This is a genomic window from Neisseria sp. P0021.S005 (genome assembly GCF_051956955.1).
Window position 1 is genome coordinate 1 of the sequence record NZ_JBQCWY010000011.1, and the last position, 20,924, is coordinate 20,924.

Below are 20,924 nucleotides of genomic sequence, written 5' to 3' on the forward strand. Positions count from 1 at the left end.
CATCACCTAGATTAGTAATAGTAATGGTATGGGTACCGTCACCATTATCTACAACTTCACCTGTGATGCTGTCGCCTTTGTCGCCTTTAGCGCCGGCTGCGCCAGTGTCACCTTTGTCGCCTTTAGCGCCGGCTGCGCCAGTGTCACCTTTGTCGCCTTTAGCGCCGGCTGCGCCAGTAGCACCGGTATCACCTTTAGGGCCAGCAGGACCAGTATCGCCTTTGTCGCCTTTAGCGCCGGCTGCGCCAGTAGCGCCGGTATCACCTTTAGGGCCAGCAGGACCAGTATCGCCTTTTTCGCCTTTAGGGCCAGTTGCGCCAGTAGCACCAGTTGCACCGGTATCGCCTTTAGCACCAGTTGCACCAGTATCGCCTTTAGGACCAGTCGCGCCGGAAGCACCAGTAGAACCACCACCGATTACGCTCAGGGTGTATTCGTTAGTGCCGTTTGAGGTCATTGTCAAACCGTTACCGGCGATCAGTTTCAGGGTGTTATTGGCATTTGATTTAGGATCGTATTTGTAAGTACCTTCAGCAGGTGAGCTACCGCTACCATTGTGGCCTGAGAATACAAATGGATTCAGGTTTTCGATGCGATTTGCAACAGCGTACAATTGAGAGCCGTTGATTGCATCGGTAGAAGTTGCAGAGATACGGCCTGCGGCAACGTTTTGAATTTGACGTTCTTTACCTGCAGAACCTACAGACAATACTGCGCCATTGCCCAAACCGCTGGTTGCACCTGCGAAGCCGCTGTAAGTGTAGCTGCCAACAGTAGCAGTGTTAGTAGGTACGAAGTTGCTGGTTGTAGAACCGTTACCCAGAGCTACGCTGTTTTCGATAGTAGATTTAGCTTCAGTACCCAAAGCCAGAGTGTTTTTAGCTGTTGCTTGAGCACCGTTACCCAGAGCAGTTGCATATTCACCGCCATTAGCTTGAGCACCACGGCCCAATGCAATTGCTTGTTTAGAAGCAGCGTTACTTTGTACGCCCAAAGCTACTGAGTATTTACCAGTTGCTGTAGCAGCAGGACCGAATGCTGCAGCAGAAGTACCATCAGCTACGGAACCACGACCGATTGCTACGTCAGAACCTTGTTTGGCTTGAGCGTCGCCACCCAATGCTACCGCGCCGTTTGCCAGAGCTTTAGAGCGCTCACCGATGGCTGTTGCTACGATACCGGTTGCTTGAGCTTCTGTACCGATTGCCATTGCCGAACCGGCATTATTTACTACGCCGTCGCCATCAGCGCCAGTAGAAGTACCGTCAGCTGTAGCAGCATGACCTACGGCAACGTCAGCAGCTTGCTTAGCAGTTGCACCGTTACCTTGAGCGATAGAGTTATTGCCAGCAGCTTTAGATTGAGTACCCAAAGCGATAGAGTTGTTACCGATTGCTTTAGCAGCAGTACCTGCTTTATTACCCAGAGTACCATCCATCGCACCGCCAATAGCTACAGAATTTTCACCTGTTGCTTGAGCGGATGCACCACCAGCAAATGAGCCTGTGCCATTAGCTTGAGACAATACGCCGATAGCGGTACCACGGTTAGCAGTTGATTCAGCATAAGCACCGATACCAATTGCGTTATCGCCTCTAGAAACTGTTTTAGTACCGACAGCAATGGAGTTATTGTTAGACGCAGTGGCAGTTTGACCCACAGCAATAGAGTTAGACTCAGCAGCAGTAGCGTTAGAACCTACAGCAACTGCAGCTTCTTTATTGGCTTGCGCATATGGACCAACTGCAACTGTCAGATTACCTTCTGCTTTTGTATATGAACCAACGCCGACAGCTTGAACACCTGACGCATTTGAGCTGGTACCCATTGCCATCGCATGGTCTTTACTTGCTACAGTATCTTTACCGACAGCAATAGCATTGGTCCAAGCACCATGAGCGTTATTACCAATAGCGATAGAATCTTGTTTTTCGGCGTTTGCATGCGTACCTACAGCAACTGCAGCAGCATTTGCATTGGAGTTATCACCAATAGCTGTTGCAAATTGTGCACCAGCATTTGCACGGTTACCGAATGCACTTGCGGAGTCTTGAGTAGCAGTTGCACGGTTACCTACTGCAGTCGCACGAATTTGAGTTGCTTGGGCTACATTACCGATTGCAACAGAAGCTTCACCACTTGCAACAGAGCTTACACCCATTGCAGTCGATGCACCGCCGGTTGCGATATTGTTATTACCTACTGCCAATGCTGCGTTTGCAGTCGCAGTATTGTTAGCACCGTAAGCGATAGTGCCATCTTGACTGCTGGCAGTATTTTGATAACCCACTACAACAGAGTTGACACCAACGTTTCTGTTAGAACCGTTGTAAGTACCATTTGGAGTAATGTTTACCGCACTACCACCCAAATCTACACCTGCCTGAGCAGCACTAGAAGCCATCAACGCACCTGCCGCTGCAACTGCAGCAGCTACGGCTTTACGCTTGTCAGAAGCGGATTTTTTGCCGTGTGCATGGCTGATTTCGGAAACCGCGGTCCATGTCTGGGTCGCGTGGTTCCAAATGACTTTAAAGACTTTATTCATATCGATTTTCCTGTAAGGGGTTTGATTTCTTTTGGGACGTTTGCTCGGCTATAAACCGCCTGCCCATACATATGCCGCACTTCAGAGTTTCCCCTTTATGCGGTTTTACGTCGTAATCTCTTGTATGCAATTCCCGTGCCAAAAGTTTCCACTCGGCCGAATGGCAGCTAAATTCCTGTTTTATGGGATTTTATGCTGATACATTTTGGGAAGCTTGTGAAGTTTGGGAAACGATGTGCCGTTTTTTGTCAGCTTGTTTCTTAACCAGTCACTTTTTGTCAGCTTCTTTCAATGCATTCGGAATCCTTGTCCAAATTTTATATGCGTTTGGTTTTACAAATCAACTCTTCCGATAAAGTGTTACTTTTTCGGCCTCAACGGTCATGCCCGTTAAATTTACTTGTTGCTTTTTTTAAACGGTTTTTCTAGCTATTTGATTTTACTTTTTTATTCTCAAACAATAATGATTGATAAATAATATATAATTTGAATAGTTTCTTTAGTGATAGATTTAAATGTGGGCTTTTATTTAGAGAATTAATGAAATTTGTATTGAAGATCGGCTTAAAACGTGTGATAGGTTTATATGGCCTGTTTTCAGACGACCTTTGACGTTTCCTAACATATAAATAGTAACCAAATGATACGAATTTATGCGCTATTGAGCCGATGGACAGCGTTAAAAAGGCAAGTGTAAAACTTGCCTTTACGTTTGGAATCGGTCTGTTTTTATGGTGTAACACCATGCCGTATTTCAGACGGCCTTACCAACGGAATGTTTGGGTTACGCCTGCGGAAGCGCCGTTGTTGCCTGCATAGCCGTAGCCGCCGGTATGGCTGGAGGCGCAGGCGGTGAGTGTGGCGAGGGTCAGGATGAGGAGGATGTGTTTCATGTTTTTTTCTCTGAGTGGGTTGGTTTTAGACTTGGGACGTTTTGTTGCCGTATGAATCGGAATGGATATGGCTTTGTTGCTTTGTCTTGATTTAATGTATTGAAAAAGGCCGTCTGAAATCGGTTTTCAGACGGCCTTTATTTTATATCAGCTTATTAGTGGCGGAAATGGCGAATACCCGTTACTACCATCGCAATACCGTGTTCGTCCGCTGCGTCGAAGACTTCTTGGTCGCGCATGGAGCCTGCAGGGTGGATGATGGCTTTGATGCCCTGCTCGGCAATGACATCTACGCCGTCGCGGAATGGGAAGAAGGCATCGGAAGCGGCACAGGCGCCGTTGAGGTCGAGATTGGCATCTTGCGCTTTGCGGGCGGCGATACGGGTGCTGTCCACGCGGCTCATTTGGCCTGCGCCGATTCCGTAGGTTTGACCGCCTTTACCAAAGACGATGGCGTTGGATTTGACGTATTTGGCGACGTTCCATACAAACATCAGGTCGTTCCATTCTTGCTCGGTCGGTTGGCGTTTGGAGACGACTTTCAAATCGGCACGGTTGAGGCGGTGGATATCGGGGGTTTGTACCAACAGTCCGCCGCCGACGCGTTTGAGTTCAAAGCGGTTGGCACCTGCTTCGAGCGGAACTTCCAATACGCGCACGTTTTTCTTGGCAGCGGCGATTTCGAGGGCTTCGGCGGTGAACTTCGGCGCCATGAGGACTTCCATAAATTGGTTGTCGGTAATTTGTTTGACGGTTTCGCCGTCCACTTCGCGGTTGAAGGCGATGATGCCGCCGAATGCGCTGGTGGTGTCGGTGGCGTAGGCGAGTTTGTAGGCGGTCAAGGTATCGGCGGCAACGGCTACGCCGCACGGGTTGGCGTGTTTCACGATCACGCAGGCCGGCGCATCAAAGGATTTGACGGCTTCCCATGCGGCATCGGCATCGGCAATGTTGTTGTACGACAATTCTTTGCCTTGCAGCTGTTTGTAGGCGGAAAGGCTGCCTGCGGCTGGATAAATATCGCGATAGAACGCGGCGCGTTGGTGCGGATTTTCGCCGTAGCGCATGTCTTGCACTTTAATCCAGCTTTGGTTGAACTGGCTTGGGAATTCGCCGATTTGGGGCTGACCGCTCAAGACGTCGTCTGAAAGCGAGGTCAGGTAGTTGGAAATCATGCCGTCGTATTGGGCGGTATGGCTGAATGCTTTGCGTGAAAGGTTGAAACGGGTTTTGTCGCTCAATGCGCCGTTGTTGGCTTCGAGTTCGGCTGCGATGGCCGGGAAATCGGCGGTGTCGGTAACGATGGCGACGTGTTTCCAGTTTTTCGCGGCGGAGCGCACCATGGTCGGGCCGCCGATGTCGATGTTTTCAATCGCGTCTTCCAATGTGCAGTTTGGTTTGGCGATGGTGGCGGCGAAGGGGTAGAGGTTGACGCACACTAAATCGATATTGCCGATGCCGTGTTCTTCCATCTTAGCGACGTGTTCGTCCAAATCGCGACGGCCGAGGATGCCGCCGTGGATTTTCGGATGCAGGGTTTTCACGCGGCCGTCGAGCATTTCGGGAAAACCGGTATAGTCGGCAACTTCGATAACGGGAACGCCTGCATCAGCCAAGAGCTTTGCTGTACCGCCGGTAGAAAGGATTTCTACACCGAGCTTGGTCAGGGTTTGGGCAAATTCGACTGCGCCTGTCTTGTCGGACAGGCTGATCAGGGCGCGTTTGATGGAAGACATGAGATTTCCTTTGTTGAAGGTTTAATCGATATGGGATGAATTTTCAGGGCGGTATTATCCGCTATTTTCGCCTTTTTGGCAGTAGGTTTTTATAGATATTGTTGACAATTTTATTGTAAAAGGCCGTCTGAAACTCGGTTTCAGACGGCCTGATGTTTTTGACTATTTAAATCCCATTTTCTTCGCCACGCATACTGCGCCTGCCATGCCTGCGCATAAGGGCATGAGCAAGGCAACGGGGGCGTAGGTGAGTTCTAAAACAAAGACGATGGCCGTCAGGGGCATTTTGAGGGAAACGCCGAGGAAAACGGCGGCGCCGACAACGGCCGCGCTTTCGGAGGACATGGCAGGAAAGAAAGTATTCCACGCGGCTGCGGCGGCAAAGGCGATGGTGCTGCCGAGCATCATGGACGGGGTAATCAGGCCGCCGTATGCGCCTGCCGCCAGCGCCATCAAGACGACCAGCCATTTGACGGCGGTCAGCTCAAGGCTGTGTTGCCAGTCGGTCAATCCGCCAAAGGTCAGTTGGTTGCCTGCTTTGCCGTTGCCCAAAATTTCGGGAAACCAAACAGCAATCGCGCCGATGAGTGCAAACATGCAGACGGCCAAGGGAATGATTTTGATGTTGTCGCGCTTGATGAAGGGGAATTTTTGGGCGGTGCGCTGGAAAACGACGGCGGTTGCGCCCAGTATCGGGCCGATGATGACGGAAAACCAAAGTAATGATGTGTTGATGGAAAGGTTGGCCGGATGATATTGCTGTACGTCGCCCAAGCCGATGCGCGCGACGGCGGTGGCGATGACGGAAGTCAGCAATGCGGCAGCGACGGCTTGCTGCGTCCATACGCCCAGCATGGCTTCGAGGATGAAAAGTGTGGAGGCGAGCGGCACGTTATACACGGCCGCCAAACCTGCACCCGAGGCGCAAGCAATGACCAGCCTTGCGTCGTCTTCGCTCGATCCGAAACGGTTGACACCGACTGAGGCGAAAGCGGCGGTCATTTCGCGCGGCGCAACTTCGCGGCCGAGCGGCGAGCCCAGCCCGACAGTAATGATTTGCAACAGGGCATGGCTGACGGTTTCAAAAAACGGAAAACCGGCAAGCGGATTTTTAACCACGGCTTTGATACCCGGTTGCGGCCTGCCGTAGCGTTTGAGCAACCACCACCCCAAGCCGACCACCACGCCGCAACAGGCCACGACCACGATACGCCGCGCAGGACTTGCCTGCGCTACGCCCTCTCGGAATGAAACGTATAGGCCGTCTGAACCGTAACCGTAGGCAAGATGTTGAATCGTATGCATGATTTCGGTTAATACAATGCCGACCATGCCGCCGATGATGCCGGTAATGATGAGGGCGGCCCAAAGTTTATGCGTTTCTTTCACGGGATTTGACTTGAGGTAGTAGTGGTTTGATCAAAGCGTTTTTCGAGGGAACTATTGTCCGCCCAAGGGATAGTTTTTGGGGGCGACGTGGGTTTTGCCGTTATAAGGGAAAATATATTTCTGATTTTTATAATTTTTCTTTCCTGATACGCCGCTGAGTTTTGCAGTCAGCGCCCATACGCCGGATACGGCAGGACGGCTTTTGTCAAAAGCAATTTTGGCTTCCAGACTGGTATATCTGTCTTTGCAGAGGCGTTTTTCACGCCCTTTCAATTCATCGCAATCGCCAAAATATGCGCCGTTATCGTTACCGCTGATCATGACGCTGTTGCGGATTCGGTTGCTATCATCGGTAAACAGGAAGTTTTGCGAAGTCGTCGTGTCGCCTTGGCCTGTATAACTTGATTCGGCAACATAGCCCCAGTTTTGTGCGCCCACCTGAACAAACTTCCATTCCTTATTCTCCGGCGGCTCGCCCCATGCGCCGATTTTATCTTTTCCGTGCTGTTTGATTGCCCACTTGCCGTCTGTTTTCTCCAAAACAAACAATTCTGCCAGACCGGAAGAAACATGAGCGTCCTGTTTTACTTTTTGTTCCATATCGTAGGCAAAACCTGTGTACAACACATAGCGCGCGGCTTTGCCGTTGCGCGTTACGGTATGATTGGCAACAGGTTTCATGCAATACATAATGTTGTCAGATGCTGTCTCACTGTCTTTCGGCGGCTTGGCGAGCTGGCATTTGTGCGCGGCAAGCGGTCGGTTGTAATACTTGGCAATGACGGCCTGTACAGCGGCTTTGTCGTTATCGGGTGCAGCCGACGTCAAAATAGGGCAGGCAAGCAAAAGCAGGGAGATAATGCGTTTCATAGAAATTTTCCCAAAATGTTTATTGAAAAAAGATACTGCTTACTTCAGGCCGTCTGAAACCGTTTTCAGACGGCCTTTTTGTGTTTGTTGCTGACACGCGCCAACATACCGGCGACAAAAGTGGACGCAATAACAACGGTAATGCCCATCGCAGACATAGCACTTAAATGTTCGCCCAAAATTAACACCGCCATGATAACGCCGATGACAGGCTCAAGCGAAATCAGCAGGCCGGAGACGTTGGCAGGGACTTTGTTCATGCCTTTGTTCCACAACAGATAGGCAAGCCAACTGCAACCGATCCCCATATACAAAATCGACAGCGTACCGCCCCATGACCAGTTGATTTGATAACTGTCTGCCAACACCAGCGAAAACGGCAGACACAATACCGCCGCCACCGCCATGGAAGCCACGGTAAATGCAGGCGCACCGATGCGGGCAATCATCTGCTGGCTCGGTCGTATCACGCCTGCAAAACCCAATCCCGCAAGCAAAATCAGCAAACAGCCGAACCAATCAATCGTGCCGCCTTCTTCTGCACCGCCCATTACCATCATGCCCACGCCGGCAAACGCCACCGCGCCGCAAATCCAGTGGTAAATTTTCGCTTTGTCGCTGAAAAAGAAATGACCGACAAAAACCACCAGCAAGGGTTCCAGCCCGACCATGGTAATCGCGCTGGCGGCAGACGTGTATTTCAAACCGATAAACTGAAGCATCAAAACGACAACGTAGTTGACAAAGGAAATCCATAACAACGGCTTCCACTCGCTCCGCGGAATCCTTCCCAAATGACGGCGGCACGACGGCAGTACCATCAACGCGGCAATCAACAACCGTGCCTCAACCATCAGCGCAGGGTCGATCATCTCGTAAGAATACTTGGCAGCGATAAAAGAGCTGCCCCAAATCAGCAGGGCAAGTATTTGATAGAACATGGTCCGACCTTTTAAAAAGGGTTAATCGTTTCTTCTCTATATTTATTATTCAGACGGCCTGGAGGGTTGGCCTTTTTTATTTTGTCTGCGTCAGAGAATCCAAAAAGTCGAAGAGTTTGGCATTCATTTCACTGAAATCCGCCGCTTCGATTTTATCCGGATGCTGGACATAAGTTTGGGCTTGGCTTTGTTCGGCCACATTTTCGCGTCCGTCCGCCGCAATCAGCAGCCCGACGGCTTCACGGTCAAACTCCAAATGGGCCTGGAAGGCATAATGTTTGGGCGCAAAACGGATAATCTGGCGCGGACAGCCTTTGCTGGTTGCCAACACAACCGCCTTATCCGTCAAACCGGGCATATCGCCGTGCCAATGGCCGGTATTCAGGGTTTTGCCCAACAGGGAAACATGGGCATCCGCCAAACCTTCCGCCGTCAGCTCAATCGGATAAATGCCGATTTCACGCTCAGGGCTGCGTGTGTGGCGCGCGCCGTAGGCAACGGATAAAAGCTGCGCACCCAAACACACGCCGACAATATATTTATCCGCCGCCATCGCCTGACGCATCAGGCGCAGCTCGGATTCGGGGTCGTAATACGAGAATGCCTGCCTGTCTTCATCAGGCGATTGCGGCCCGCCCATCACAATCAAAAAATCTATATCGTCCACATTGTCAGGCAGGGTTTCCCTTTCGTACACTTTGGTTGTACTGATGTTATGTCCGCGCCATTGCGCCCATTTCAAATATGCTCCCGGCACTTCAAATGCCTCGTGCAAGATGAAATGGATATTTAATTTATTCGGATTTTGCATTGTTATTTCTCCTTCGACCGTCAGGACGGATTGCCCTGCCGTATTACAGCATACCGTGCTGTTGTAATTTTTTACGCAGGGTATTGCGGTTCAAACCCAAAATAACGGCCGCTTTAGACTGGTTTCCGCCGCATTGCTCCATCACGCAGGCAAGCATCGGCTTTTCCACTTGATGCAATACCATATCATACACACCGCAAGGTTCCGTACCATCCAAGTCTTTGAAGTATTGTCGTAAGTTTTGTTCAATACATTGCGCAATGTCAGTCGTCGTTTGATTCATCGTGATTGTCTTTCTTTAGATTTGTTTTTAGATGATGAGTCCGTCTGAACATTCAGACGGCGTTTATTTAATTTGATTGAGAAATTTACTCTATTCAATTCTTATTTTTTATCAAAATCTTATACTGCAATAGATTTCTGTAATTTACTATCCCAAAATGCCCGCCATATCCCGTTTTCTTGAGCCAGATAGATAACAAATTCATTATTGGCATGATCGGCAACGTAACGAATGGAATACGGTTTTTCTTCACAATTGACTATCCAAACATGAAATTTCCGTGCTTTTTCCCAAGATTGGCGGTTATATCCTATTTCTTGATACGCTCTAGGAATAGGCGATTGAGCCTCTTTTTCCAGAGAGGTTTGAACCTGATTATCCCATGCGTTCAAACGCTGCAGGATTTCCATACATTGAGCTTCATCCCCTGAGGCAAAATACAGCAGGATATTATGCGCTCCCTCACTTAACTCCAGCTCAACCGTATTACCCTGCTCGTCATAATGCCCTTCATCATTGACCAGCCGACGAGTGGCATCAGCCAATTCCTGTTCCCAATCCACATGTTCGAAACGATTGCGCGGAAACATGGAATCAGCTTGATGCTTTTTAGAAAATATACGTTTAATCAACTGAAACATAGGGTTTCCTGAAACCATCTCCTCACACAACCTACTGCTCAAAGCAAGTAATCTTGCCAACCTTTTCTCCGTCAGGTTCGATTTCTGCTACATTATCTCCATATTTATTACCCCAAAAGAAACGCCCGTTCTACTCATACCAAGGCTTGCCCAGTACATACCAAGCCTTGTCCAAACTGTCACCGGGGCGGATGGTTTCGCATGTTGCTTTATCCTTACCTGCACTCAGCATACAAGCATCATGTTGACGACAATCAGGATTCATGCACCTGCTCTTGTCTTCATTCCAATAGCGATCCATTAATTTACAGGCTATCAGATTGTAGTCATAAGCATAAATACCAAATCCTGTCAGCAACAGCACGGCTATGCCGAAGCGTTTGAACCGTGAGGTCAATTTCATATTTACTTCCCCAAAAGAAAAATGCCGTCTGAAACCCTTTAGCCTTCCCGATAGTGGCATACCCAACGGTCGGTTTTCTCTGAAAGCGTCTCAAGATAGGCGGCAAGGGTGTCGTATTGTGCTGCGGCGCTGTCCAAGCGGTTGATGTCTCGGCGTGTTTGCTCGCCGTTGGGCATTTCATCGATGTACCAGCCGATGTGTTTGCGGGCGATGCGTACGCCGGCCACTTCGCCATAAAATTCATACATAGCGCGGATGTGGTTCAAAATGGTGGCGTTGCATTCTGCCAAGCTTAAGGCCGGCGGCAAAACGCCGTGTTCGGCGTAATGTTTTAAATCACGGAAAAGCCACGGACTGCCTTGTGCGCCGCGCCCTATCATGATGCCGTCTGCGGCGGTTTGCTTGAGGACGGCGGCAGCTTTTTGCGGCGAAGTAATATCGCCGTTGACCCAAACGGGAATGTTCAGACGGCCTTTGGTTTCGGCAATCAGTTCGTAACGCGCTTCACCTTTGTACATCTGCGTACGGGTGCGGCCGTGGATGGCAAGGGCTGCGATGCCTGATTCTTCGGCGATTTTGGCAATGGTCGGCAAATTTTGATGTTCATTGTGCCAGCCCAAACGGGTTTTGAGGGTAACGGGTACGTCCACCGCGTTGACAACGGCTTCCAAGATTTCGGCAACCAAAGGCTCGTTTTGCATCAATGCGCTGCCTGCCTGCACATTACAGACTTTTTTGGCCGGACAGCCCATGTTTATATCAATCACCTGAGCGCCCAAGCCGACGTTATACCGCGCGGCTTCCGCCATCTGCTGCGGATCGCTGCCGGCAATCTGCACGGCCACCACTCCGCCCTCGCCTTCAAAATCGCTGCGGCGCAAAGTTTTTTTGGTATGGCGCAAGCTCGGATCGCTGGTCAGCATTTCGCATACCGCCCACCCTGCGCCAAACTCGCGGCAAATCCGGCGGAACGGTTTGTCCGTAATGCCTGCCATGGGGGCGAGTGCGATGGGGTTGTCAATGAAATAGCCGCCGATGTGCATGATGTGTGCGCCAAATTGAAAGGGCTGAAATTGTACAATTTTTAAGCAATTTTTCCAATTGTATTTACATGTTGCACAATGAAAAAGGCCGTCTGAAACTGAGTTTCAGACGGCCTTTTCAGCCAAAACATTTAAATAAACAACATGACAACCATCCGCACTGCGTCCTGAATCATGGCAATAATCGGCCAAATCAGTTTGGCCAGCAGGCCGGTAAACAACAGGATCAGGATAATCCATGTGCCGTATGGCTCGATTTTACGGAACTGCATGGACTGTTTGGCGTTGAGAAAGGTATCGATAAAAATACCGCCGTCCCAAGGCAAAATCGGAATCAGGCTGAATGCGACCCAAATCGAGTTCACCATCACGCCGTAACCGGCCATCTGCGCCAAGGGCGCTTGATAAGACTCAGGCACATACGCGGCAAGTACGACGACAAAACCCCAGAAGAACGCCAAAATCAGATTGGCTATCGGACCCGAAATCGACACCCAACGCCACGCGCGGCGCGGATCACGGAAATTGCGCGAATCGATGGGCATGGGACGCGCCCAGCCGAACAGAAAACTGCCTATCATCAGACACACCAACGGCACGACAATCGTACCGACAGGATCGATGTGCGGCAGCGGATTGAGCGTCAAACGCCCAAGCTGCTCGCCAGTATGGTCGCCCCAATACCGCGCCGTATAACCGCGTGCCACTTCGCGCACGGTAATGGCCAACAACACGGGCAATACTGCCAGCAGAAATACGCCTAAATCAAAATTTGCAAACATGGTTTTCCTTATCAAACATGCCGTCTGAAAACAGAAAATATCCTTTCAGACGGCCTGAGGCTTTAATCTTCTTCTGTCTTATCCGAATCGAAAGACTCTTTCAGCTCTTCCCAAGTAATGCCTTTACCTTGAGGATTAAATTTGAAGACTGGTTCACTATAAAGTAATGGCGAATATCTTTAATAAAAGGCCTGTCATGCTGAAATTTAACACGCAATACCGATTCCATAAAGGTTTTCAAACGGCATGATTTATTGCTTCTCGCTATCATACCTAATTCAATTGCCCTATCTATTTCAAGCCTAAAGGCCGTCTGAAACTTCAAATCCAGTTTCAGACGGCCTTTGATTTCCTATTTAAAATGCCTCAGCTGTTTTACAGGCTGTAATACATTTCAAATTCCAGCGGATGAGGTGCCATGCGGATACGGCGGACATCTTCCTCTTTAAAGGCAATGTAGCTGTCGATCCAGTCTTTGCTGAATACGCCGCCGCGCAGGAGGAATTCGTGGTCGGCTTTGAGGGCGGCCAGTGCTTCTTCCAAAGAGGCGCAAACGGTAGGCACCAATGCATCTTCTTCCGGAGGTAGGTCGTACAGGTTTTTATCGGCAGGGTCGCCCGGATGGATTTTGTTTTGAATACCGTCCAAACCGGCCATCAACAAAGCGGCAAACGCCAAGTATGGGTTGGCGGTCGGATCAGGGAAACGCGCTTCGATGCGGCGTGCCTTGCTGCTGTTCACGGACGGAATACGGATGGAAGCGGAACGGTTTTTGGCGGAATATGCCAGTTTGGTCGGTGCTTCAAAGTGCGGCACGAGGCGTTTGTAGGAGTTGGTGGACGGATTAGTAATCGCGTTCAGGGCTTTGGCGTGTTTGATGATGCCGCCGATGTAATAAAGGGCGGTATCGGACAAACCGGCATAGCCATCGCCTGAGAACAGGTTTTGACCGTCTTTCCAAATGGATTGGTGAACGTGCATACCGCTGCCGTTGTCGCCCATGATGGGTTTGGGCATGAAGGTAGCGGTTTTGCCGAAGTTGTGGGCGACGTTTTGAATCACGTATTTCATGTCTTGGGTTTGGTCGGCGCGTTTAACCAAAGTGGCAAAACGGGTGCCGATTTCCATTTGGCTGCCGGTACCGACTTCACTGTGGTGCACTTCCACTTCGATGCCGAGTTCTTCCAAAACATTGACCATGGAAGAACGCAGGTCTTGACCGCAGTCAATCGGTGCAACAGGCGCGTAACCGCCTTTGACGGTCGGACGGTGGCCGGTATTTTGACCGTCCATGTGCAGGCCGCTTGACCATGCGCCGCTTTCGGAAGTGATTTCGTAACGGGTTTTGTGCATGTCGGTTTCGAACTCTACGCCGTCGAAGACGAAGAATTCAGGTTCTGGGCCGAAATAGGCGGTGTCGCCGATACCGGAAGATTTCAAATAGGCTTCGGCGCGGCGTGCGATAGAACGAGGGTCGCGGTCATAACCTTGGCCGTCAGCAGGGTCGATAACGTCGCAGGTAAAGACAACGGTGGTATCGTCGTAGAAAGGATCGACGAAAGCTGTAGACGCATCGGGACGCAACTGCATATCGGAAGCCTGAATACCTTTCCAACCGCCGATGGACGAACCGTCAAACGCTTGACCGTTTTCGAACCATTCTTCGGGATCGTCGAGAACGATGCGGGCGGGGATGGTAAAGTGGTGCTGCTTGCCTTTGGTATCGGTAAAGCGCAAATCTACGAAGCGGGCTTCGCTTTCTTCAATCAGTTTTACAGCGTCTTTGATGGACATCTTCAGCTCCTGAGGGATTGGGTTTAAGTTGTTATTCTATCACGGTAAGGCCGTCTGAAATACATCAGGGCACCCGTTTTTACGCAATGAAATATAGTTTCAGACTGTTTAATTGTCAACAATTTTACATTACGCTTTCTTAACATAAAGACCGCTATAATAAGCACTCTTTTCTTTTGTTTTCTCAGACCCATTTTATGAACAACACTCCGCGTTACGCCGTTTTCGGCAACCCCGTCGCCCACAGCAAGTCGCCGCAAATCCATCGGCAGTTTGCCCTTCATGAAGGCATCGACATCGAATATGAGCGCATTTGTGCCGAAATCGGCGGTTTTGCCGAGGCTGTTGCGGCGTTTCGTGCCGAGGGCGGGCAAGGTGCGAATGTAACTGTCCCATTCAAGCAGGAAGCTTTTGCGCTGGCGGACGAGCATTCTGACCGCGCTTTGGCTGCCGGCGCGGTCAATACGCTAGTGTGGTTGGAAGACGGCAGGATACGCGGCGACAATACCGACGGTATCGGTTTGGCCAACGACATCACGCAGGTCAAAAATATTGCCATCGAAGACAAAACCATTTTGCTTTTGGGCGCAGGCGGCGCGGTACGCGGCGTGATTCCTGTTTTGAAAGAACACCGCCCTGCCCGTATCGTCATTGCCAACCGCACCCACGCCAAGGCCGAGGAATTGGCGCGGCTTTTCGGCATTGAAGCCGTCCCGATGTCGGATTTGAACGGCGGTTTTGATATCATCATCAACGGCACATCCGGCGGCTTGAGCGGTCAGCTTCCTGCCGTCAGCCCTGAAATTTTCCGCGGCTGCCGCCTTGCCTACGATATGGTTTACGGCGAAGCGGCTCAGGCGTTTTTGAACTTTGCCCAAAGCAACGGCGCGGCCGAAGTTTCAGACGGCCTGGGCATGCTGGTCGGTCAGGCTGCCGCCTCTTACCATACTTGGCGCGGATTTACGCCCGATATCCGCCCTGTTATCGAATACATGAAAGCCCTGTAACCATGTTCCGCATCATCAAATGGCTGATTGCCCTGCCCATCGGCATCTTCATTTTCTTCAACGCTTATGTGTACGGCAACATCATTACCTACCGCGCCGTCGCGCCCAGCAAAACCGCCTTCATGTCCATGCGCATGAGCCAGTTTGCAAAAGAAGGCCGCGATGTCAAGCTGGATTACCGCTGGGTGCCTTACGACCAAATTTCCGTCAACCTCAAAAAAGCCCTGATTGCTTCCGAAGACGCCAACTTTGCCGAACACAGCGGCTTTGACTGGAACGGCATCAAATACGCCATGAAACGCAATAAGCAAAGCGGCGAAGTCAAAGCCGGCGGTTCGACCATCAGCCAGCAGCTGGCGAAAAACCTGTTTCTCAACGAAAGCCGCAGCTACATCCGCAAAGGCGAAGAAGCGGCAATTACGGCAATGATGGAAGCGGTTACAGACAAAGACCGCATTTTTGAGCTGTATTTAAACTCAATCGAATGGCACTACGGCGTATTCGGCGCGGAAGCGGCGTCCCAGTATTTCTACAAGAAACCTGCCTCTGCCCTCACCCGCCAACAAGCCGCCAAACTCACGGCGCGCGTTCCGGCTCCGCTGTTTTACGCAGACCACCCTAAGAGCAAACGGATGCACAACAAAACCAATATCATCCTGCGCCGCATGGGTTCGGCAGAATTACCTGAAAGCGATATGGATTAATGAAAAAGGCCGTCTGAACATTTCAGACGGCCTTTGTTTTTAGGCTTTCTCTTCCGGCTCCGGTACGTCAAACACTTGGCGCAGGTAAGCGAGGAAGGTGTTGTTGGTGGTCATGGTTTTGCCCGGGGAGTCGGAGAGCTTGGCGACGGATTGGCCGTTACACTCGACGAGCTTCAAAACAATGTTCAAAGGCGTGTGTCCCAAGTCGTTGGTCAGATTGGTACCGATACCGAAACTGGTTTTGAAACGGTCTTTGAAGTATTGGTGCAACGCCCATGAACGCTCAATATCGAGGCCGTCTGAAAAGGTCAGCATTTTGGTGCGGCTGTCGATTTTAAGTTTTTTGTAATGCTCGTAGGCTTTGTCGCCCCAAACATAAGGATCGCCGCTGTCGTGGCGCAGGCCGTCGAAGAGTTTGGCGAAGTACAGGTCGAAATCACGCAAGAAGGCATCCATGCCGACTACGTCGGTCAGGGCGATACCGAGGTCGCCGCGGTATTCATGTACCCAGCTTTCCAGCGCGGCTTTTTGGAAATTACGCAAACGTACGTCCAAGGCTTGGAAGGCTTGGAGGAACTCGTGTGCCATGGTGCCGATGGGTGTGATGCCGAGCTTTTTGGCCAGATAAACGTTGCTGGTACCGCGCACGATGTCGGGAGCGGCTTCCAACAAGGTGCGGATAACGTGTTCCTGCCATGCAAGGGTGTAGCGGCGGCGTGTGCCGAAATCGGAAATAAGGAACGGCGGATCATTCGGATTTTGTGTAGCCGCAATTTCCTTCAGCTGTTGCGCTTTGGCCTGCAAACGGCGCTCGCCTTCTTCGATGACGGCAGGCGTTTCCAAGCGGCGGAAATAGAGTTCGTTGACGATGGCAAGAATAAAAATCTCGAAGAACATCGCCTGTACCATCGGGCCTTCGATGCGGATGTTCAGACGGCCTTGATCGTCAGGGCTGACTTGGACGAAGCGGCGTTGGAGTTGAAAAAGTTCGAGATAATCGACAAAATCGCTTTTGATAAAACGCAGGCTGCGCAGATAGTCGAGTTCGTCATGGGTAAAGCGCAGCTGGCACAGGGCGTTGAGCTCGCGTTCCAAGTCTTCTTGAATATCGGCCAGCGGATACACCATCTCTTTGTTGCGGCAGCGGAATTCGTAGAGGCTGTGGGTTTGCGGGAATTGGTGCAACACGACTTGCAGCATGGTGAATTTGTACAGGTCGGTATCAAGCAGGGATTGGATAATGGGCTGATAAGCAGACATAAGTTTTCTCTGAGTAAACGTGGGCGTTGAGGTATCAATTTTAATGGGAAAGGCCGTCTGAAAGAAACCTTATTCAGACGGCCTTTATCTTATTAATCCAGCTGCGCTACGGAAACCGGCAAAGAGCGGATGGTAGACAACATCGTGCTGGCATCTTTTTGCTGTTTGCGGAACGCGGCCATATTGGTCGGGGTCAATTTCGGCGTCGGCAGGGCGACGGTAGTCGGGTTGACCGGCTGGCCGTTGACGCGTGCTTCGTAGTGCAGGTGCGGGCCGGTCGAACGGCCGGTTGTACCGACAAAACCAATCACTTCGCCGGCGCGGACTCTGCCGTCGGCAGGGCTGAACGCGCTCATGTGGCCGTACAGGGTTTCCACACCGTTGGCATGTCGGATCATCACGGTATTGCCGTAGCCGCCTTTCCAACCTTTGAAAATCACTTCGCCGTCGGCAGCAGCCTTAATAGGCGTACCGGTCGGCGCGGCATAGTCGATACCGGTGTGCATACGAACGGTATGCAAAACCGGATGGACACGGTAGCCAAACGGGGAAGAAATGCGCGTGTATGCAACAGGCTCGGTATTAAAGCCTTCTTTTTGTTGCAGGGACTTACCGTTTTGGTCGTAGTAGCTGCCGCTTTCTTCGTCGCCTTTGCCTTGGCTGTAATAATAGGCTTGGTAGGTTTTGCCGTCTTTAACCACTTCAGCCGCCAAAATATCGCCGACCGCCATTTGTTGGCCGCGGAAATACATGCTGTTGTACAAAAGACGCACGGTATCGCCTTCTTTCAAATCGCTCATATTAAACGAGTCGGCAAAGATTTCTTTGAGCTGGATATACACTTCGGAAGGGATTTCGGCACGGAGCATATCGCCGATGGCGGAAGTGCGGATTTGCACAGAACGCAGGGTCGGCATGGTTTTCATGTCGATTTCGGCATTGGAGATGCGCCATTTACCTTTGACTTTTTCCAAAGCCACCAAGTTGCGTTCCAATTCTTCATCAGTAAAGAATTGAACGTCGGTCACTTGGCCTGAAGAATCGATGCGGATGTTGACGGATTGGTTGGTCCGCAGGTTTTTCATGTCGAGGTTGGCATTGTTTTTCGCCATGATTTGCTTGATGTCTTCTTGGTTGACACCCATACGTGTCAAAACGTCTGCCAAAGAGTCGCCGGCTTGGACGGCTTCTTGCGCCCAATAGCTGGATTGATAGGTATTGGTTTCCACATAAACGGCAGGCAGCTCTTCGGAAATACGCTCGACTTTAAAATCGGTTTGTGCAGGTTGAGGGTCGGTAATGGCGTATGCGGTCATGATGCCTGAAGCCGGCAGCAGAAACGCTAAGAGGGTTGCTTTGAATCGAGTGGAATATTTGTTTTTAATCACGCGTTATCCTTAATGGGGCGGTCTGTTTTTGAGGTTTGCAGAATGCCGGCACATCCGGCCTGCTGCGACCGCCTGCTGGTTTAAACAGTTTTGGGGATAAAGGACTTTGAGTCTTTTTTCCGATCTGAAAATCAGGTTTTCATTCGGAATGAATGAGGTCGTGTTTGAGATTGACGTTATTATCAGGGCTATTGTGTTGATTTACACCCTGTTTTTCTGAAATTTACGCCACGCATTTTAGCATGGCAGCCCGTTTTTTCCAAACCGGCCGTCTGAACGGCTCTTTTTGAGTACGTGAGGGCAAGGTTCCGAAACGCATCATTTGTCGCGTAAAATAACGGTTTTTCTATCTATTTGCGCTTATGAAGCTGACCCTCGCCCTCCCCTCACTCAACCGCTTTGCCGACGAATCCGTCCCTGAGCTTGCCTTACCTGCTTTTAACCGTCTTTTGCGTTACGGCACATTACGCAAAGAAACACTCAGGCCGTCTGAATTTTACGGACGCCATTTGTGGGGCGGCAGCCTCATTGCCCAAGTGCAACGTTTACGCCACACAAGCCAAAAACGCACAGCCGCTTTTGCCTCTCCGGTTTGGCAACAGATGGGCATGCACCATGTCAACATTATCAGTGGCGAGTTTATCGGCATCCAAAAAGAGGAGGCGCAACGGTTATGTGCGGACTTGTCGGCGTTTTATCAAGATAAAGATTGGCAATTCGAGCCGCTTTGCGAAAGCATGTGGCTGCTCAGTATGCCGACGATAGAAGATTGGGGGGCGGAATGTGTTTTGGATGTGTGCGGGCAGCCGGAAATGGACGGTCAGGCGCACGGCAAAGATGCGGTGTCTTGGTTGGCCGTGCAGACGGAAATCCAAATGTTTCTCCACTCGCATCCGATTAACCAAGCGCGTGAACAACAAGGATTGCCGGAAATCAACGGTTTGTGGCTGTGGAACGATGCGAACGGCACACAGTCTGCGGATATTGTCGCCTCAGACAGCGCATGGGCGCGTTTTTTAGATACGCCCAAACTCGATGCGCCGTATGATTTGAAGGCTTGGTTTGAGATGGTTCAAGAAACAGGCAGCACAGTTTCAGACGGCCTTATCTTTTTGGACGACTTGGTTTCCACCTTACAGACAGGCGATGTTTGGGCATACAAAGATATTTTGGAAAGCTGGGAAACCCGTTGGTTTTCGCCTTTATGGGACGCACTCGCCTCAGGCCGTCTGAAAACTGTATGCATTACCACAGACGGCGAAAACGGCGGCACGCTGGAAATCGGCCGCCGTTCCAAATGGGCATTTTGGCGCAAAGCTAAAACGTTTAACGGATCGTGGTAAGCGGTTTTAAGCCTCCAACGCCTCCAATTTGGCAGAAATTCTATCCCACACATCCTGCAAAGGAATCGCTTTCAACAAACGTGTCGGATCGTTGGTATCGATACTGTCGGGGTGAGGCAGTTCGGCATAATCGCCGGCATAAATGACTTCGGCCTGCTCGGAATACGGACGCCATTTATCCACCCATGATGCGCCAAACAAAGCGATTTGCGGTTTATCCAAAGCTGCAGCGATGTGCATCGGTGCGGAATCGACACCGACAAACAGCTTGGCGCCCTCAATGGCCGCCGCCAATTCACGCAGGCTCAAACATCCGGACAACACATATACTTTTCTGCCTTCCGGAATATTCAGACGGCCTATAATTTCCTGAAGCATGTATTGTTCGACAGTGTCGGGAGAAGCAGTCAATACGACATTCTGTCCGCTGTTGAGCAGAAGTTGTACGATGGCGGCGTTTTTGCCGTCTTCCCAACATTTGAAATGCCAACGCGCACCCGGGTGCAGTAACACATAATCTTCACCGCTCCACCCCTGCTCACGCAATTTCTGCTGCATGCTTTCCCTTGCATCTTGTGCTACCCAAAGGCGTACCTTCGCATCGGCGACGTCTTCAGGCTGGATAAGCGGCGCAAGGATATTCAATTGGTTTTCAACGATATGATGGCTGGGATCAAGCTCATGGTTGATAAAATCATGACAGAAACGCCACCAAAAACCGTCGCGCTTGATGCAGTCAAAACCCACACTGCAACGGGCGCACAGTTTGGCGATTATTGCCGCGCGCCATTGGTCGGACAGGTTGAAAGCCCAGTCGTAATCGCGCGCCTTCAGCTTAGACAAAAGGTTTTTCTCACACGCCAACTGCTTGAATACGCCTAGCTTCTTCCAATTTCGATCAATGGTCAAAATCTGCGCAATCTGCGGATTATCAGCAATCAGCTGCTCCGTACCGGCATACACCAGCATATCGATTTCGCAATCGGGGAAACGGGTTTTCAGCGCATCGACCACCGGCGTGCTCAAAAGCACATCGCCATGATGGCGCAATTTGATGATCAGAATACGTTTGGGTTGGGCTAAAGACA

The 20,924-nt window shown here is 50.7% G+C and carries 19 protein-coding genes; 3 read left to right on the forward strand and 16 right to left on the reverse strand.

Annotated elements, in window-relative coordinates; translation table 11 throughout:
* The 13 genes from ACTHUE_RS01740 to glnA all read right to left on the reverse strand — a co-directional run.
* The coding region (locus ACTHUE_RS01740) for an ESPR-type extended signal peptide-containing protein (protein WP_440361235.1) at positions 1 to 2,548 on the reverse strand (2,548 nt) is incomplete at its 3' end.
* A gap of 764 nt (positions 2,549 to 3,312) precedes the next feature.
* Positions 3,313 to 3,441 carry a hypothetical protein gene (locus ACTHUE_RS01745; protein ID WP_256388401.1) on the reverse strand — a complete coding sequence of 43 codons (129 nt, stop codon included), beginning with the start codon at positions 3,439 to 3,441 and terminating at the stop codon, positions 3,313 to 3,315.
* 155 nt (positions 3,442 to 3,596) lie between these two features.
* Positions 3,597 to 5,177, reverse strand: coding sequence for a bifunctional phosphoribosylaminoimidazolecarboxamide formyltransferase/IMP cyclohydrolase (gene purH, locus ACTHUE_RS01750; RefSeq protein WP_295698640.1), 1,581 nt, complete (start codon positions 5,175 to 5,177; stop codon positions 3,597 to 3,599).
* A 162-nt stretch (positions 5,178 to 5,339) separates the two neighbouring features.
* Positions 5,340 to 6,509, reverse strand: a complete 1,170-nt coding sequence (locus tag ACTHUE_RS01755) for a chloride channel protein (RefSeq protein ID WP_314574835.1) — start codon at positions 6,507 to 6,509, stop codon at positions 5,340 to 5,342.
* Between the two features lie 108 nt (positions 6,510 to 6,617).
* Positions 6,618 to 7,436: a hypothetical protein gene (locus ACTHUE_RS01760; protein WP_004518783.1), complete on the reverse strand. Its 819-nt coding sequence runs from the start codon at positions 7,434 to 7,436 to the stop codon at positions 6,618 to 6,620.
* Positions 7,437 to 7,501: 65 nt separating this feature from the next.
* Entirely contained in the window at positions 7,502 to 8,377 is an 876-nt protein-coding gene (locus ACTHUE_RS01765; RefSeq protein WP_288971014.1) for a DMT family transporter, read from the reverse strand.
* 76 nt (positions 8,378 to 8,453) lie between these two features.
* Entirely contained in the window at positions 8,454 to 9,188 is a 735-nt protein-coding gene (locus ACTHUE_RS01770; RefSeq protein WP_004518785.1) for a glutamine amidotransferase-related protein, read from the reverse strand.
* A 43-nt stretch (positions 9,189 to 9,231) separates the two neighbouring features.
* Positions 9,232 to 9,471: a Fis family transcriptional regulator gene (locus ACTHUE_RS01775; RefSeq protein WP_003684241.1), complete on the reverse strand. Its 240-nt coding sequence runs from the start codon at positions 9,469 to 9,471 to the stop codon at positions 9,232 to 9,234.
* 119 nt (positions 9,472 to 9,590) lie between these two features.
* On the reverse strand, positions 9,591 to 10,112 hold the full coding sequence (locus ACTHUE_RS01780) for a hypothetical protein (RefSeq protein ID WP_004518786.1): 522 nt from the start codon (positions 10,110 to 10,112) through the stop codon (positions 9,591 to 9,593).
* 130 nt (positions 10,113 to 10,242) lie between these two features.
* A complete protein-coding gene (locus ACTHUE_RS01785) occupies positions 10,243 to 10,515 on the reverse strand; it encodes a hypothetical protein (protein WP_004518787.1) in 273 nt (90 codons plus the stop codon).
* 38 nt (positions 10,516 to 10,553) lie between these two features.
* Positions 10,554 to 11,558: a tRNA dihydrouridine synthase DusB gene (gene dusB, locus ACTHUE_RS01790; protein WP_004518788.1), complete on the reverse strand. Its 1,005-nt coding sequence runs from the start codon at positions 11,556 to 11,558 to the stop codon at positions 10,554 to 10,556.
* A gap of 131 nt (positions 11,559 to 11,689) precedes the next feature.
* On the reverse strand, positions 11,690 to 12,340 hold the full coding sequence (locus tag ACTHUE_RS01795; protein ID WP_004518789.1) for a site-2 protease family protein: 651 nt from the start codon (positions 12,338 to 12,340) through the stop codon (positions 11,690 to 11,692).
* A 375-nt stretch (positions 12,341 to 12,715) separates the two neighbouring features.
* Entirely contained in the window at positions 12,716 to 14,134 is a 1,419-nt protein-coding gene (glnA, locus tag ACTHUE_RS01800; protein WP_004518791.1) for a type I glutamate--ammonia ligase, read from the reverse strand.
* 197 nt (positions 14,135 to 14,331) lie between these two features.
* Between glnA and aroE the strand changes: the two genes are divergently transcribed.
* The gene (gene aroE / locus ACTHUE_RS01805; protein WP_004518793.1) at positions 14,332 to 15,141 is read left to right on the forward strand and encodes a shikimate dehydrogenase; all 810 of its coding nucleotides are present in this window, start codon (positions 14,332 to 14,334) and stop codon (positions 15,139 to 15,141) included.
* 2 nt (positions 15,142 to 15,143) lie between these two features.
* Positions 15,144 to 15,845, forward strand: a complete 702-nt coding sequence (gene mtgA, locus ACTHUE_RS01810) for a monofunctional biosynthetic peptidoglycan transglycosylase (RefSeq protein ID WP_004518794.1) — start codon at positions 15,144 to 15,146, stop codon at positions 15,843 to 15,845.
* A 39-nt stretch (positions 15,846 to 15,884) separates the two neighbouring features.
* Here mtgA and pncB read toward each other — a convergent pair whose 3' ends face one another.
* Together pncB and ACTHUE_RS01820 are read right to left on the reverse strand one after the other, a co-directional pair.
* On the reverse strand, positions 15,885 to 17,105 hold the full coding sequence (gene pncB, locus ACTHUE_RS01815; protein WP_039861840.1) for a nicotinate phosphoribosyltransferase: 1,221 nt from the start codon (positions 17,103 to 17,105) through the stop codon (positions 15,885 to 15,887).
* Between the two features lie 92 nt (positions 17,106 to 17,197).
* Positions 17,198 to 18,493 (reverse strand): M23 family metallopeptidase, encoded by a 1,296-nt coding sequence (locus ACTHUE_RS01820; protein WP_003748435.1) that lies wholly within the window; start codon positions 18,491 to 18,493, stop codon positions 17,198 to 17,200.
* Positions 18,494 to 18,855: 362 nt separating this feature from the next.
* Between ACTHUE_RS01820 and ACTHUE_RS01825 the strand changes: the two genes are divergently transcribed.
* Positions 18,856 to 19,836: a hypothetical protein gene (locus tag ACTHUE_RS01825; protein WP_049337014.1), complete on the forward strand. Its 981-nt coding sequence runs from the start codon at positions 18,856 to 18,858 to the stop codon at positions 19,834 to 19,836.
* A 6-nt stretch (positions 19,837 to 19,842) separates the two neighbouring features.
* On the opposite strand, the gene rfaQ is transcribed toward ACTHUE_RS01825, so the two are convergent.
* Positions 19,843 to 20,924, reverse strand: a 1,082-nt coding sequence (rfaQ, locus tag ACTHUE_RS01830; protein WP_440423007.1) for a putative lipopolysaccharide heptosyltransferase III, incomplete at its 5' end; no start/stop codon positions are given.